The sequence below is a fragment of the Rhodoferax sp. RT4P68 genome (assembly GCF_056521305.1).
Genome location: NZ_JBWMBB010000004.1, coordinates 114,602 through 127,837 on the forward strand (window position 1 = coordinate 114,602; position 13,236 = coordinate 127,837).

15 protein-coding genes are annotated in these 13,236 nt (G+C 67.4%); 6 read left to right on the forward strand and 9 right to left on the reverse strand.

Going from position 1 to position 13,236, the window contains the following annotated elements; all coding sequences use genetic code 11:
- Positions 1–69: 69 nt before the first annotated feature.
- Genes gltX through AC099J_RS09985 form a run of 5 tightly spaced genes read right to left on the reverse strand, consistent with a single transcriptional unit; the run spans position 70 to position 5,688 of the window.
- The gene (gene gltX / locus AC099J_RS09965; RefSeq protein WP_479615090.1) at positions 70–1,461 is read right to left on the reverse strand and encodes a glutamate--tRNA ligase; all 1,392 of its coding nucleotides are present in this window, start codon (positions 1,459–1,461) and stop codon (positions 70–72) included.
- Between the two features lie 25 nt (positions 1,462–1,486).
- Positions 1,487–2,992, reverse strand: coding sequence for an amidophosphoribosyltransferase (gene purF / locus AC099J_RS09970; protein ID WP_479615091.1), 1,506 nt, complete (start codon positions 2,990–2,992; stop codon positions 1,487–1,489).
- A 43-nt stretch (positions 2,993–3,035) separates the two neighbouring features.
- Entirely contained in the window at positions 3,036–3,521 is a 486-nt protein-coding gene (locus AC099J_RS09975) for a CvpA family protein (protein ID WP_479615092.1), read from the reverse strand.
- A 9-nt stretch (positions 3,522–3,530) separates the two neighbouring features.
- On the reverse strand, positions 3,531–4,304 hold the full coding sequence (locus AC099J_RS09980; protein ID WP_479615093.1) for an SPOR domain-containing protein: 774 nt from the start codon (positions 4,302–4,304) through the stop codon (positions 3,531–3,533).
- A 10-nt stretch (positions 4,305–4,314) separates the two neighbouring features.
- Positions 4,315–5,688: a bifunctional folylpolyglutamate synthase/dihydrofolate synthase gene (locus AC099J_RS09985; RefSeq protein ID WP_479615094.1), complete on the reverse strand. Its 1,374-nt coding sequence runs from the start codon at positions 5,686–5,688 to the stop codon at positions 4,315–4,317.
- 40 nt (positions 5,689–5,728) lie between these two features.
- Between AC099J_RS09985 and AC099J_RS09990 the strand changes: the two genes are divergently transcribed.
- Together AC099J_RS09990 and ppnP are read left to right on the forward strand one after the other, a co-directional pair.
- The gene (locus AC099J_RS09990) at positions 5,729–6,076 is read left to right on the forward strand and encodes an ArsC family reductase (RefSeq protein WP_479615095.1); all 348 of its coding nucleotides are present in this window, start codon (positions 5,729–5,731) and stop codon (positions 6,074–6,076) included.
- A 26-nt stretch (positions 6,077–6,102) separates the two neighbouring features.
- Positions 6,103–6,429 (forward strand): pyrimidine/purine nucleoside phosphorylase, encoded by a 327-nt coding sequence (gene ppnP, locus AC099J_RS09995; RefSeq protein ID WP_479615096.1) that lies wholly within the window; start codon positions 6,103–6,105, stop codon positions 6,427–6,429.
- 21 nt (positions 6,430–6,450) lie between these two features.
- On the opposite strand, the gene murB is transcribed toward ppnP, so the two are convergent.
- Complete coding sequence (murB, locus tag AC099J_RS10000) at positions 6,451–7,503, reverse strand: UDP-N-acetylmuramate dehydrogenase (protein ID WP_479615097.1); 1,053 nt, start codon at positions 7,501–7,503, stop codon at positions 6,451–6,453.
- A gap of 93 nt (positions 7,504–7,596) precedes the next feature.
- Between murB and AC099J_RS10005 the strand changes: the two genes are divergently transcribed.
- Genes AC099J_RS10005 through AC099J_RS10015 form a run of 3 tightly spaced genes read left to right on the forward strand, consistent with a single transcriptional unit; the run spans position 7,597 to position 9,727 of the window.
- Positions 7,597–8,082, forward strand: a complete 486-nt coding sequence (locus AC099J_RS10005; protein ID WP_479615098.1) for a YajQ family cyclic di-GMP-binding protein — start codon at positions 7,597–7,599, stop codon at positions 8,080–8,082.
- Positions 8,083–8,087: 5 nt separating this feature from the next.
- Positions 8,088–8,729, forward strand: coding sequence for a retropepsin-like aspartic protease family protein (locus tag AC099J_RS10010; protein ID WP_479615456.1), 642 nt, complete (start codon positions 8,088–8,090; stop codon positions 8,727–8,729).
- Positions 8,730–8,740: 11 nt separating this feature from the next.
- Entirely contained in the window at positions 8,741–9,727 is a 987-nt protein-coding gene (locus AC099J_RS10015) for an HD-GYP domain-containing protein (RefSeq protein ID WP_479615099.1), read from the forward strand.
- 12 nt (positions 9,728–9,739) lie between these two features.
- Here the strand turns inward: AC099J_RS10015 and plsY are convergent, their stop codons facing one another.
- From plsY to AC099J_RS10030, 3 genes are read right to left on the reverse strand one after another with little or no spacing between them, the layout of a single operon-like run.
- Positions 9,740–10,384: a glycerol-3-phosphate 1-O-acyltransferase PlsY gene (gene plsY, locus AC099J_RS10020; protein WP_479615100.1), complete on the reverse strand. Its 645-nt coding sequence runs from the start codon at positions 10,382–10,384 to the stop codon at positions 9,740–9,742.
- Between the two features lie 55 nt (positions 10,385–10,439).
- Positions 10,440–10,925: an aminoacyl-tRNA deacylase gene (locus AC099J_RS10025; RefSeq protein WP_479615101.1), complete on the reverse strand. Its 486-nt coding sequence runs from the start codon at positions 10,923–10,925 to the stop codon at positions 10,440–10,442.
- Between the two features lie 24 nt (positions 10,926–10,949).
- Positions 10,950–12,014: an aldo/keto reductase gene (locus AC099J_RS10030; protein ID WP_479615102.1), complete on the reverse strand. Its 1,065-nt coding sequence runs from the start codon at positions 12,012–12,014 to the stop codon at positions 10,950–10,952.
- Between the two features lie 99 nt (positions 12,015–12,113).
- Between AC099J_RS10030 and AC099J_RS10035 the strand changes: the two genes are divergently transcribed.
- Positions 12,114–13,028: an alpha/beta fold hydrolase gene (locus tag AC099J_RS10035; RefSeq protein ID WP_479615103.1), complete on the forward strand. Its 915-nt coding sequence runs from the start codon at positions 12,114–12,116 to the stop codon at positions 13,026–13,028.
- Positions 13,029–13,236 lie beyond the last annotated feature (208 nt).

The following is a 13,236-nucleotide window of genomic DNA, read 5'->3' on the forward strand; positions in this document are numbered from 1 at the left end:
AATCGCGTGGCTGCTGTTGTAAACAACTGCAGCCTGCGTTGCATCGAGCCTCGAATTATAGAACGAGATTTACGCCGCTCGCAATCTTTCCAGAACAATTTTTCGGGACGACAGCGCCAGCACCGCGTCGAGCGAGGGCGTCTGCGCTGTCCCCATCACCAGCACGCGCACCGGCATGGCCAGCTGCGGCATCTTCAGGCTGTGGGCGGCCAGCACCTGCTTGATCGCGGCGGCGATCGACGGCTTGTCCCAGGCGCAGTCGGCCAAGGCATCGGCCAGGGCGTGCACCGCCGGACGCACCGCGTCCGTGACGTGCTGCGCCAGCTCTTCGGCCTGCGGCTGCACATCGGCATAGAAGGCCTGCGCCCAAGCGGCCAGCGCCACGGTGGTGTCGCAGCGGTCCTTGAACAATCCGCAGATTGCCGGCAGCCGGTCATCGGCCACGATGCCCTTGGCTTCCAGGTGCGCCACCAACAGTGGTGCCAGCGCATCGTCGGCCATGGCCTTCAGGTGCTGGGCGTTGACCCAGCGCAGCTTGGCCTCGTCGAACTGGGCGGCGCTGCGGCCCAGGTGGTCCAGGTTGAACCACTCCAGGAACTGCGCGCGGCTGAAGATTTCGTCGTCGCCATGGCTCCAGCCCAGTCGCGCGAGGTAGTTGACCATCGCATCGGGCAGATAGCCTTCGACGGCGTATTGCGTGACCGCCTTGGCGCCGTTGCGCTTGCTCATCTTCTCGCCCTGCTCATTCAGCACCGTGGGCAGGTGGGCGTAGACGGGCGGCTCCTTGCCGAGCGCGCGGAAGATGTTGATCTGCCGCGGCGTGTTGTTGACATGGTCGTCACCGCGAATCACGTGCGTGATGGCCATGTCGATGTCGTCGACCACGACGCAGAAGTTGTAGGTGGGCGTGCCGTCGGGCCGCGCGATCACCAGGTCGTCCAGCTCGTCGTTGCTGATCTCGATGCGGCCCTTGACCTTGTCCTCCCACACCACCGCACCGCCCTGCGGGTTGCGAAAGCGCAGCACGGGCCGCACGCCGTCGGGCACGGGCGGCAGCTGCTTGCCGGGCTCTGGCCGCCAGGTGCCGTCGTAGCGCGGCTTGTCTTTGGCCAGCGTCTGCCGATCGCGCAGCGCGTCGAGTTCAGCCACGCTCATGTAGCACGGGTAGACGCTGCCGGCCGCCACCAACTCGGCCAGCACTTCCTTGTAGCGCTCCATGCGCTGCATCTGGAAGAACGGGCCTTCGTCGTGGTCCAGACCCAACCAGCGCATGCCTTCGATGATGACGTCGACGGCGGCCTGAGACGAACGCTCCACGTCCGTGTCCTCGATGCGCAGCACGAAGACGCCGCCGGTGGCGCGCGCGAACGCCCAGGGATACAGGGCCGAGCGGATGTTGCCCAGGTGGATGAAGCCGGTCGGCGACGGCGCGAAGCGCGTGCGGATGGGAGACGTTGGCATGGTGCGGGTCACGAGGTTCGGTTCGTCAGGCGGCTTCGGCGTTGGGCAGCGCCAGGCGGGAGCTGTCTTCCTGGTTCTCTTCGCTGCCGCCCACGCGGCGTTCGTTCAGCCGGACGATGTCGCCCTCGGAGATGTCGCCCGTCACGTAGACACCGTCGAAGCAGGAAGCATCGAAGCCCGCGATCGCCGGGTTCAGCGAGCCAATAGCGCGCTTCATGCCGTCCACATCCTGGTAGATCAGTGCGTCGCAGCCAATGATGTCGCGGATCTCGTCCACGCTGCGGCCGTGCGCGACCAGCTCGTCCTTGGTCGGCATGTCGATGCCATAGACATTGGGATAGCGCACCGGCGGCGCAGCGCTGGCCAGGTAGACCTTGCGCGCACCCGCATCGCGCGCCATCTGCACGATCTCGCGGCTGGTGGTGCCGCGCACGATGGAGTCGTCCACCAGCAGCACATTGCGGCCCTTGAACTCGCTGGCGATCGCGTTGAGCTTCTGGCGCACCGACTTCTTGCGCACCTCTTGGCCCGGCATGATGAAGGTCCGGCCCACATAGCGGTTCTTGACGAAGCCTTCGCGGTAGGGAATGCCCAGCAGTTGCGCCAATTGCATCGCGCTCGGGCGGCTCGATTCGGGGATCGGGATCACCACGTCGATGTTCTTCGGCGGCACGGTGGAGACCACGCGCTTGGCCAGCGACTCGCCGAGGTTCAACCGCGCCTGGTAGACCGAGATGCCGTCCATCACCGAATCGGGCCGTGCCAGATAGACGAATTCGAAGATGCAGGGGTTGAGCACCGGCGCATCCGCACATTGCTCGGCATGCACCTGGCCCTGCAGATCGATGAACACCGCCTCACCCGGCAGGACATCGCGCTCCACGGTGTGGCCTGTGCCCTCCAGCGCCACCGTTTCGCTGGCCAGCATAGCGGTATCGCCATTGCGGCCCAGACTCAGCGGGCGGATGCCATACGGGTCGCGGAAGGCGAGCAAGCCATGGCCCGCAATCGAGGCGATCACCGCGTAGGAGCCACGCAGGCGTTTGTGCATGCTGCGCACCGCCGCGAACACGTCGGACGGCTTCAGGGCCGCACCGCGCGTGGCACGCTCCAGCTCGTTGGCCAGGATGTTGAGCAGCACCTCGGAGTCGCTCTCGGTGTTGATGTGCCGGTGGTCGGTGATGAACAGCTCAGCTTTCAGCGCGTGCGCATTGGTCAGGTTGCCGTTGTGCACCAGCACGATGCCGAAAGGCGCGTTCACGTAGAAGGGCTGCGCCTCTTCCTCGCTGTAGGCATTGCCCGCGGTGGGGTAACGCACCTGGCCCAGCCCGCAGTTGCCGGGCAGCGAGCGCATGTTGCGCGTGCGGAACACGTCGCGCACCATGCCCTTGGCCTTGTGCATGAAGAACTTGCGCTCTTGCTGCGTCACGATGCCGGCCGCGTCCTGGCCGCGGTGCTGCAACAGCAGCAGCGCGTCATAGATCAGCTGGTTGACGGGTGCATTGCTGACGACACCGACGATTCCACACATGGTTGGTCCTGACAGAAAAGGCGCGGCGCACAGGCCGCAAAACTCAGGGCAAAAACTTCGCGACCTCAGGCGGCAGCATCTGCTTGAGCCCGTGCAAGGTCGAGGTCACGATGGCTGCGCCGGCGGACTCCTGCCACCAGGTGTTGCGCTGCAGTGGCGTATTGGAGATGACGACGCCAGCCGCCAGAATCAAGATGGCGCCGCGCGCCAGGCCGAACACCATGCCCAGCACCCGGTCCACAGGCCGCAGCCCCACCGCCTGCACCAGCCGCTTCACCAGTGCCGTGACCAGCCCGCAGGCAAACGCCACAAAGACGAAGACCAACACAAACGCGGCCACATGGCGCACCGAGGACGAGGCGTCGCCCATCGGCAGGCTGGGAGCGATGTCCGCCGCGAACCACTGCGCGCACAGAAACGCCACGATCCAGCCCAGGACCGACAGCACCTCGTACACCAGGCCGCGCCATGCTCCCAACAGCATGGAGCAAACCAGCACACCCAACAACACCCAATCGAAGGTCGGCATGCACGGAAATCAGAGCACGAGGATCGAAGCCGGCAGGTTCAGGCTTTTGATGCGCGCGGCCGCCCTGTCGGCCTCGGCACGATCGGCATAGGGGCCGATGCGTACACGAATACGTTTCCCGTCTTTGGTGTCCACCACCTGCGTGTAAGTCTTGAGGCCGGCGCGTTCCAGCCGCACGCGCGCTTCGCGTGCCTTCTCGGCATCGGCAAACGCGCCGATCTGCACCACGAACCGGCCCGGCGCATCGGGGGCGCCCGGCTTGCCTTCGAGCAGTGCGCGCGCCTTCTTGCCGTCGTCCGTCGTGGCAGGCGGCGTCGCGTCGGCGTCGGTCTTGGCCGAAGCTTTGGGTTCGGGCCTGGGCTCGGGCTTTGGCTCAGCCTTGGCGGGCGCTGGCTGGGGCTCGGCAGGCTTGGCGGCCTTGTCCGCGACCACCGCCTCCTTCGCATCCAGGCTGGCAGCGGCCGGCACGCGCTCGGGCGTCGCTGCAGCGGCAGGCGGCGCGTTTTCAGGCTGTGGTGCGGCCGCGGCGACTTTGCCGCTGGCGCCGGCACCGAGCGGCCTGGCCTTGTCACGGTCCGGAATGTCGATGGGAATGTCGATCTGCACCGAGCGCGGCTGGGTGTCGAACAACATGGGGAAGCCCAGCACACCGATCGCCACGAGGACCGTGGCGCCGATCAGCCGGTGGCGCGCGCGGCGGCGCATGTCGTCGATGGTTTCCGCGGGACTGGCCTGCTGGTCATCGCCCTTCTGGCCATGCGCGCGGAACTTGAAGAAAGCCATGGAGATGAGATCAGGTACCGAGGTGTTTCGCGTGCAATTTGGGAAGGCCTTGCGCCAGCACGCCACCTACGGTCAGAAACGATCCAAAGACCAAAATTCTATCAGCGGGGTCTGCGCGACCGACGGCAGCCTGCATGGCCTGCACGGGATCGGGGAATGCCTGCGCCCACACATCCTTGCGCGTGTTGAGACCCTGCCAAGCGTGCAACAAGGCCGTGCCACGGGCGGCGCGCGCTGTCGGCAGATCGCAGAAATACCAGTGCTCGACCAACGGCGCCATGCGCTTGAGGATGCCTTCGACGTCCTTGTCGGCCATGGCACCGAACACGGCATGCGTCGCGGGGAAAAAACCCATCGCGTCCAGATTGGCCGCCAACGCGGAGGCGGCGTGCGGGTTGTGCGCGACGTCGAGCACCAGCGTCGGCTGCCCCGGCACGATCTGGAAGCGGCCCGGCAGCTCCACCTGGGCCAAGCCGTTGCGCACCGCCTGCGCGGTCACTGGCAGCCGCTCGCGCAAGGCCGTCAGCGCGGCCAGCGCGCCAGCGGCATTGACCAGCTGGTTGGCGCCACGCAACGCGGGGTACGCCAAGCCGCTGTAGCGCTTGAGATTGGTAGACCCGCCGCCCGCCAGGTCGGGTGCTGCACTGCCCTGCGTGGCGCCCGCGCCGGCATCGGTCGCCCGTGCGGCGCTGCGCCCGATCCACGACCACTGCTGCTGGTCCCCTGAGAAGCTGAAGTCGACACCCGAGCGCCACAGGTCCGCACCGATTGCTTCGGCATGGCGCAGCACGCTCTGTGGCGGCATCGGATCGCTGACGATGGCCGGGCGGCCGGGGCGCATGATGCCGGCCTTCTCGAAGCCGATGGTTTCGCGGTCCGGGCCCAGATAGTCCATGTGGTCCAGATCCACGCTGGTGACGATGGCGCAGTCGGCGTCCACCACGTTGACCGCGTCCAGCCGGCCGCCCAACCCCACTTCCAGAATCGCCAGGTCCAGCCGCGACGCCGCCATGCAGCGCAGGATGGCCAGCGTCGTGAACTCGAAATAGGTGAGCGATACATCGCCACGCGCGGCCTCCACGGCCTCGAAGTGCGGCAGCAGATCGGCCTCAGCCACCGCCACGCCGTCGATGCGGCACCGCTCCTCGAAATGGACGAGGTGGGGCGAGCTGTAGACACCGGTGCGCCAGCCAGCCTGCGAGGCGATCGACTCCAGCATTGCGCAGGTCGAGCCCTTGCCATTGGTGCCGGCCACGGTGATGACGACGCACTCGAACCGCAGCGCCATGCGATCGGCCACAGTGCGCACGCGGTCCAGGCCCATGGCGATGGCGTGGACATGCAGTTGCTCGCAGTGCGCGAGCCATTCGGAAAGACGGAGCATGGTCCGGATTGTCGCAAAGCGGTCGCCATAATCGCGGCCCATGGTCACGATGTACGGCATTCCCAACTGCGACACCGTCAAGAAGGCGCGCAGCTGGTTGGGCGACAACGGTGTCGAGCACACGTTCTGCGATTTCAAGAAGGCCGGCGTGCCGCCCGCGCTGGACGCGTGGGTGGCGCAGCTCGGCTGGGAAGTGCTGCTCAACCGCAAGGGCACGACCTGGCGCAAGCTCGATGCGGCCACGCAGGCCGGTGTGCACGATGCAGCCAGCGCCGTGGCGCTGATGCGCGCTCAGCCCAGCGTGATCAAGCGGCCCGTGGTCGACTGGGGCGGCGGCAAGCTGACCGTCGGCTTCGCCCCCGATGCCTGGGCACTGGCGCGCGCCTGACTCCACTTTCAACCTCCAACATTCGAATGACCACCAACAGCATCGACGGCGTGACCGTCACCACCAAGGCCAGCGTCTACTTCGACGGCAAGTGCATCAGCCACGGGATCACCTTCGCCGATGGCAGCAAGAAGAGCGTGGGCGTGATCCTGCCGGCCGAGCTCACCTTCAGCACCGGCGCGCCCGAGATCATGGAAGGCGTGGGCGGTAGCTGCGAATACCGGCTGGCCGGCAGCGACGCGTGGGTCAAGTCAGGCGCGGGCGACAAGTTCAGCGTGCCCGGCAACGCCAAGTTCGACATCCGCGTGACGGCCGAGACGGGCCCCTACCACTACATCTGCCACTTCGGCTGAAGCGGCACAACTGGTCGGCGGCTAGACGACCACCGGCTCCGGCTCCAGACGGATGCCGAAGCGCTCGTACACACTGGTCTGGATCGCCCGGGCCAGCGTCATCACCTCGCCCCCGGTGGCCGGGTGCGTATCGCCCCCGCGGTTGACGAGCACCAGTGCCTGCTTTTCGTAGACCCCGGCGTTGCCCACGGTCTTGCCCTTCCAGCCGCAGGCGTCGATCAACCAGCCCGCCGCCAGCTTCACCGTTCCGTTGGGCAGCAGGTAGTGCACCACGCGCGGCTCGCGGGCGATGATGTCGGCGCACTGTTCGGGCGTGACGGTGGGGTTCTTGAAGAAGCTGCCGGCATTGCCCAACACGCGAGGGTCGGGCAGCTTGTGGCGGCGGATCTCGCAGATCCAGTCGAAGATCTGCTGGGCATCGGGCTGGGTGATGCCGGTCTCCAGCACCTTGCGTTCCAGATCCAGGTAGCCCAGCACCGGCTTCCACGGCTTGGGCAGGCGCAGTCGCACGCGCGTGATCAACGCCCGGCCGGCCAGGCCGAAATCGGACAACTCGGCCGCTGCATGCTTGAACACCGAATCGCGATAGCCGAAGGCACATTGCGCCGCGTCCAGCGTGAACGGCTGCCCCGTCAGCAGGTCGATGGCGTCCAGCGAATCGAAGCGGTCCTGCAGCTCCACGCCGTAGGCGCCGATGTTCTGCACCGGCGAGCCGCCCACGGTGCCGGGAATCAGGGCCAGGTTCTCCAGGCCGAGAAATCCATGGGCCAGCGTCCAGGCCACGAAGTCGTGCCAGTTCTCACCGGCACCGGCCTCGACGATGAATGCCCGGTCGGTCTCGCGCACCAGGCGCCGGCCGGTGACCTCCACCTTCAGCACCACGGGCCGCACGTCGCCGGTCAGCACGATGTTGCTGCCCCCGCCCAGCACGAACTTGGGCGCGCCGGCCAGGGCCGGATCGGCCAGCACGGCGGCCACATCCGCCTCATTGGCCACGCGCACGAGGGTCTGCGCACGCGCCATGATGCCGAAGGCGTTGTAGGCCCGCAGAGGAACATTCTTCTCGACTAACATCCATGGAATTGTCGCATCGCATGCCGGCAACGCCCCTTGCGCAGCCCATGGCGCGCGGGCCCGGCGCGCCGGCCCAACCCCAGGAACACTCCCATGCCGTCTTTTGACACCGTCTGCGAAGCTGACCTCGTGAAGGTCAAGAACGCTGTGGACAACAGCGCCAAGGAAATCAACACCCGCTTCGATTTCAAGGGCACTGCGGCTTCCATCGAACTGAAGGACAAGGAGATCACCGTCATTGGCGATGCCGACTTCCAGCTCGACCAGATTGCCGACGTGCTGCGCAACAAGCTGACCAAGCAGGAGGTGGACGTGCGCTTCCTGGACTTCGGCGATCTGCAGAAGATGGGCGGCGACAAGGTCAAGCGCGTCATCAAGGTGCGCAACGGCATCGAGACCGAGTTGGCCAAGAAGATCCAGCGCCTCATCAAGGACAGCAAGATGAAGGTGCAAGCTGCCATCCAGGGAGATGCCGTACGCGTGACCGGCGCCAAGCGCGACGATCTGCAGGGCGCGATGGCGCTGATCCGCAAGGACGTGGCGGACATCCCGCTGTCATTCAACAACTTCCGCGATTGACCACCATGCGCCCGGCCGGCGTTCTCGCGGTGCTGCTGGCGGCGCTGTGCGGGCCGGCACTGGCGCAGACGGTGGGCCTGGCTGGCGTGCTGGGCAAGCGGGCGCTGCTGATGATCGATGGCGGCGCACCGCGCAGCGTCGGCGTGGGTGAGGCCTACCAGGGCGTGCGGCTGCTGTCGGTACAGGGCGACCGGGCCGAGGTGGAGATTGCCGGCCGGCGCCTCACGGTGCGGCTGGGTGATTCGCCGGCCAGCGTCGGCGCGCGCGGCCCCGGCGCGGCTGGTCGCATCGTCATCACCTCCGACGGCCGTGGCCATTTCATCAGCGAAGGCCGCTTCAACGGCCAGCTGATGCAGTTCATGGTGGACACCGGCGCCACCACCCTGGCCATCGGCGCGCCGACCGCTGACCGCATGGGCCTCAATTACAAAAACGGCCAGCCGGTGAGCGTCAATACCGCCAACGGCGCCGCGCAGGGGTGGGCCATCAAGCTGGCCACCGTGCGCGTGGGCGAGGTCGAGCTGGCCGGGCTGGACGCCGTCGTCGTGCCCATGGCCATGCCCTACGTGCTGCTGGGCAACAACTTCCTTGCGCAGTTCCAGATGACACGAACCAGCGACCAGATGGTGCTGGAGCGGCGCTATTGAAGGCATCCCCCATGCCCACCGCCGTACCGCACCCGCAAGACGCCGACTACGAGGATCTGCTGGGCCAGTGGTCGGATCTGGAGGCGGGCCTGGCCACGCTGCTCCTGCGGCCGCGGCAGATCCCCGACTTCACAGCCAAAGTGCGGCAGTACGACCGCTGGATGGGCGACCTGCTGCGCCAGGACACGGACATCGGCCTGTATCTGCTGTTCCAGCTGGCATCGGACCGCGCGCTGGGCTACAGCAGCGCCCATGCGCTGATCTGCGCCGTGCTGTGCCATGTGCTGTCGCATGACCTGGCGTTGCCGGCGGCCGAGCGCGACAGCCTGGTCAGCGCGGCGATGACCATGAACGCTGCCATGACCGCGCTGCAGAACGAGCTGGCGGAGCAGACCGACAAGCCCGACGTCGCGCAGCAAAGCGGCATCAAGACGCATGCCGAACGGGGCCGGCACCTGCTGGCCCATGTCGGCGTGACCGATGCACTGTGGCTGGACGTGGTCACCATCCACCACGACCCGCAGCCCGGCACGCGGGCGCTGCGCGATCTGCCGCCGGTGCGCAGGCTGGGCCGCATCCTGCATGTGGTGGACCGCTACGCCGCGATGATCAGCCCGCGCAAGACCCGCGGCGGGCGCAGCGCGACGGAAACCGTCCGGTCCATGATGACCCAGGCCGATGGCCTGCGCGACCAGGTCGCCTATGCGCTGGTGCGCGCCGTGGGGCTGTGCCCGCCGGGCACCTACGTGCAGATGGACAGCGGCGAGATCGCCGTCGTGCTGCGCCGCAGCGCCACCGCCAACCAACCTCTGGTGGCTGCGGTGATGGGGCGCTCGGGCGACAAGCTGTCGGTGCCGCGCCTGCACCGCACGGCCTTTGGCGGCCCGGCGATCCAGGCGGCCATGACACACGACATGGTGCGCAACCGCGTGCGCATCAACCACCAGAATCTGCTGCGGCTGGGCTTGCAGGCCGTGCGCCAGGACCCACCGCTTTGACCGGCCGACCGGTCAGCGCACCGCAGGCGGCTTCTTGCCCTGGCCCAGCTTCGATTCGCGGCCCTGCAGCAGTCGCGTCACGTTCTCGCGGTGCCGCATGAACAGCAGCATCGCCATCACCACCAGCATCAGCGCGATGCGCTTGTCCATGTACCAGGCCACGCCGTTGCCGAACGCGTAGTAGACCGGGGCAAACACCGCCGCCACCAGCGAGGCCAGCGACGAGTAGCGAAAGAAGAACGCGATGATGAGCCAGGTGGCGGCGCACGCCAGGCCCAGCACCCAGTGCACCCCGAACAGCACACCGAGGGCCGTGGCCACGCCCTTGCCGCCCTGGAAGCTGAAGAACACCGGGTACAGGTGGCCGAGGAAGGCCGCCAGCCCCACCAGCGCGACGGTGCCCTCCTCCAGCCCATAGGGCCGCCCGTACCAGCCGACCAGCGCCACCGGCAGCCAGCCTTTGAGACCATCGAGCAGCAGCGTCACCAGCGCGGCCAGTTTGCTGCCAGATCGCAGTACGTTGGTGGCGCCTGGGTTCTTGCTGCCGTAGCTGCGTGGATCGGACAGGCCCATGACGCGGCTGACGATGACGGCGAACGACAGCGAGCCGATCAGGTAGGCAAGCACGGTGGCGAGGGTGGGGTACAGGTTCTGCAAAGCGGGCTCCCGGGGGGCGGGCGCATTGTGCCAGCGCGCCCGCTGGCTCCCCGTTTCACAGCGGCAAGGCGCACTGCACGGGCTTGGCGCCCAGCAGCTCCACGCAGACCTGCGGCGCGATGCCCACGAGGTAGCCGCGCCGCCCGCCATTGATGGCGATGCGCGGCAGCGCCAGCACCGTCTCTTCGATGTAGACCGGCATGCGCTTTCTCGTGCCGAACGGCGAGGTGCCGCCGACCAGGTAGCCGCTGTGCCGGTTCGCCACCTCAGGCGTGCAGGCGTCGACCGACTTGGCGCCGATCTGGCGCGCCAGGTTCTTGGTCGAGACCTTGCGGTTGCCGTGCATCAGCACAATCAGGGGCTTGGCATCCTGGTCCTGCATGACCAGCGTCTTCACGACGGTGAACGGGTCCAGGCCCAGCACCTCGGCGCTGTGCTGGGCGCCGCCGTGCTCCAGGTAGTCGTACGGGTGCTCGGTGAAGGCCACCCCATGCGCTTTCAGCAGCTGCGTGGCGGGGGTCTCCGAGACGTGCCTGGCCATGGCGTCAACCCTCGATGGACCTGGCTATTGGGCCGGGTCGCCCAGCTCAAGGTGCAGTCGGTCGAGCTCGGCCATCACACCGGCCGGCAGCTCGGCGTTGAAGGCGGCCACGTTCTCTTCGAGCTGGGCCAGGCTGGTCACGCCGATGATGGTGCTGGCCACCTGCCACTTGCTGCGGCAGAACGCCAGTGCCAGCTGGGTAGGCGTGAGGCCATGGTCGCCAGCCAGCGCGTTGTAGCGGCGCGCGGCGGCCAGGGCACTGTCGCGGCCCCAGCGGCCCGAACGCACCGACGCATAGCGCGCGATGCGCGCGTCCGCAGGCGCCGCGGGGCCGCTCAGGCCACCCGCGTCGTACTTGCCAGTCAAGAGGCCAAAGCCCAATGGCGAGTACGCCAGCAGCGAGACCTCCAGCCGGTGCAGCGTCTCGTCCAGCGCGCGCTCCACGCTGCGGTTCACCAGGCAATAAGCGTTCTGCACCGTGGCCACGCGGGCCAGGCCGTGCGCTTCGGCCAGGCGTACGAACTCGTGCACGCCGTACGGCGTTTCGTTGGACAGGCCGATCGCGCGCACCTTGCCGGCGCGCACCAGGCTGTCCAGCGCGCGCAGCTGCTCCTCGATGGCGGGCGTCGGCTTGTCCTGCGCCGGGTCGAAATAACAGGTGCCGAACGCCGGCACGTTGCGCGCCGGCCAGTGCAGCTGGTAGAGGTCGATCACATCGGTGCGCAGGCGTTTGAGGCTCATCTCGCAGGACTCGACGATGTCCTGCGCCGTGAACGCGGTGCGGCCCTGGCGGATCCACGGCATGCCACGCGGCGGGCCGGCGGCTTTGGTGGCGAGCAACACGCGCTGGCGCACGCCAGGGCGGGCGGCGAGCCAATCGCCCAGGATGGTCTCGGTCGCGCCGAAGGTCTCGGCGCGGGCCGGCACGGCGTACATCTCGGCCGTGTCGATGAAGTTGATGCCCAGGGCGAGCGAGCGGTCCAGGATGGCGTGGGCGGCGGGGGCATCGACCTGCTCGCCGAAAGTCATGGTGCCCAGGCACAGGGGTGTCACGTGCAGGCCGCTGCGGCCCAGGGAAACAGTGCGCATGAATAAGGGTCTGGTGAGCTGCGAAGCCTGGCAGTTTCGCAGCTTTCATGTCGCCGCGAGGACGCGGGGCCGTGCCTGCCCTGCCCTACCATCGCGCCCATGTACCAGCCCCTGCGCCCCTCCCACGGCGAGCACATCGCCCTTCGCAACCTGCGCTACCACGTGCGCCTCTGGGGCGAGCCCGGCCCGGGCAAGGTGCCACTGGTGATGGTGCACGGCTGGATGGACGTCTCGGCATCCTGGCAGTTCGTGGTCGATGCGCTGCACGACGACCAGTTCGTCATCGCGCCCGATTGGCGTGGCTACGGCCAGACGACCGCTGATCCGGTGGACAGCTACTGGTTCGCCGACTACCTGGCCGATCTGGACTTCCTGCTGGACCACTACGCCGGCGGGCAACCGGTGAACCTGGTCGGCCACAGCATGGGCGGCAACGTGGCCATGATGTACGCCGGCGTGCGGCCGGCGCGCATCCGCCGCCTGGTCAACCTGGAGGGCTTCGGCTCGCCCCGCACCCGGGCCGACGAGGCACCTGAGCGCTATGCCAAGTGGATCGACGAGCTCAAACGGTTCCATCGCGGCGACATGCGTCTGGCGCCCTACGAATCGGTCGACGGCGTGGCGCGCCGGCTGATGAAGACCAACCGTCGCCTGCCGCAGGACAAAGCCGACTGGCTCGCCCGCCACTGGTCCCAGGCCACGCCACGCGCCGACGGCACGCCAGAGTGGCGCATCCAGGGCGACCCGGCGCACAAGATCGTCTTCGCGCAGGCCATGCGTGTGGACGAGGTGCTGGCGCTGTACCGTGCCATCACCGCGCCGGTGCTGGCGGTCGAGGCGTCCGACGACAGCCTGGCCGGCTGGTGGAAGGGGCGCTACGGCCTGGATGAATACCACGAGCGCCTGCAGTGCATCGCCAACTGCACCGTGGCCCGGGTCGAGGATGCAGGCCACATGCTGCAACACGACCAGCCGCAGGCTGTTGCGCATTTGATCGAAAAGTTCCTGGAGTGAGCGGAAGTGGGCCCGAATAGTTGCGCCGTGCGTGCAATTAACGTTCAATCCTCGGGATTTCCCGAGGAGGACCATGAAATTGAGTCTCAAGCTTCCGCTCGCCTTCGTGGGCGCCTTGCTCGCATTGCTGGCGGCCGCACTGTTCGGCATGGTGCAGTTGAACCTTGCGCTGAACACCTATGAAACGACCGTACAGGCGCACACCCAG

Excerpts from the sequence above, each read along its gene's own strand:
- gltX (WP_479615090.1), bottom strand. The coding sequence starts at position 1,461 with ATGCCAACGTCTCCCATCCGCACGCGCTTCGCGCCGTCGCCGACCGGC.
- purF (WP_479615091.1), bottom strand. The coding sequence starts at position 2,992 with ATGTGTGGAATCGTCGGTGTCGTCAGCAATGCACCCGTCAACCAGCTG.
- AC099J_RS09975 (WP_479615092.1), bottom strand. The coding sequence starts at position 3,521 with ATGCCGACCTTCGATTGGGTGTTGTTGGGTGTGCTGGTTTGCTCCATG.
- AC099J_RS09980 (WP_479615093.1), bottom strand. The coding sequence starts at position 4,304 with ATGGCTTTCTTCAAGTTCCGCGCGCATGGCCAGAAGGGCGATGACCAG.
- AC099J_RS09985 (WP_479615094.1), bottom strand. The coding sequence starts at position 5,688 with ATGCTCCGTCTTTCCGAATGGCTCGCGCACTGCGAGCAACTGCATGTC.
- AC099J_RS09990 (WP_479615095.1), top strand. The coding sequence starts at position 5,729 with ATGGTCACGATGTACGGCATTCCCAACTGCGACACCGTCAAGAAGGCG.
- ppnP (WP_479615096.1), top strand. The coding sequence starts at position 6,103 with ATGACCACCAACAGCATCGACGGCGTGACCGTCACCACCAAGGCCAGC.
- murB (WP_479615097.1), bottom strand. The coding sequence starts at position 7,503 with ATGTTAGTCGAGAAGAATGTTCCTCTGCGGGCCTACAACGCCTTCGGC.
- AC099J_RS10005 (WP_479615098.1), top strand. The coding sequence starts at position 7,597 with ATGCCGTCTTTTGACACCGTCTGCGAAGCTGACCTCGTGAAGGTCAAG.
- AC099J_RS10010 (WP_479615456.1), top strand. The coding sequence starts at position 8,088 with ATGCGCCCGGCCGGCGTTCTCGCGGTGCTGCTGGCGGCGCTGTGCGGG.
- AC099J_RS10015 (WP_479615099.1), top strand. The coding sequence starts at position 8,741 with ATGCCCACCGCCGTACCGCACCCGCAAGACGCCGACTACGAGGATCTG.
- AC099J_RS10025 (WP_479615101.1), bottom strand. The coding sequence starts at position 10,925 with ATGGCCAGGCACGTCTCGGAGACCCCCGCCACGCAGCTGCTGAAAGCG.
- AC099J_RS10030 (WP_479615102.1), bottom strand. The coding sequence starts at position 12,014 with ATGCGCACTGTTTCCCTGGGCCGCAGCGGCCTGCACGTGACACCCCTG.
- AC099J_RS10035 (WP_479615103.1), top strand. The coding sequence starts at position 12,114 with ATGTACCAGCCCCTGCGCCCCTCCCACGGCGAGCACATCGCCCTTCGC.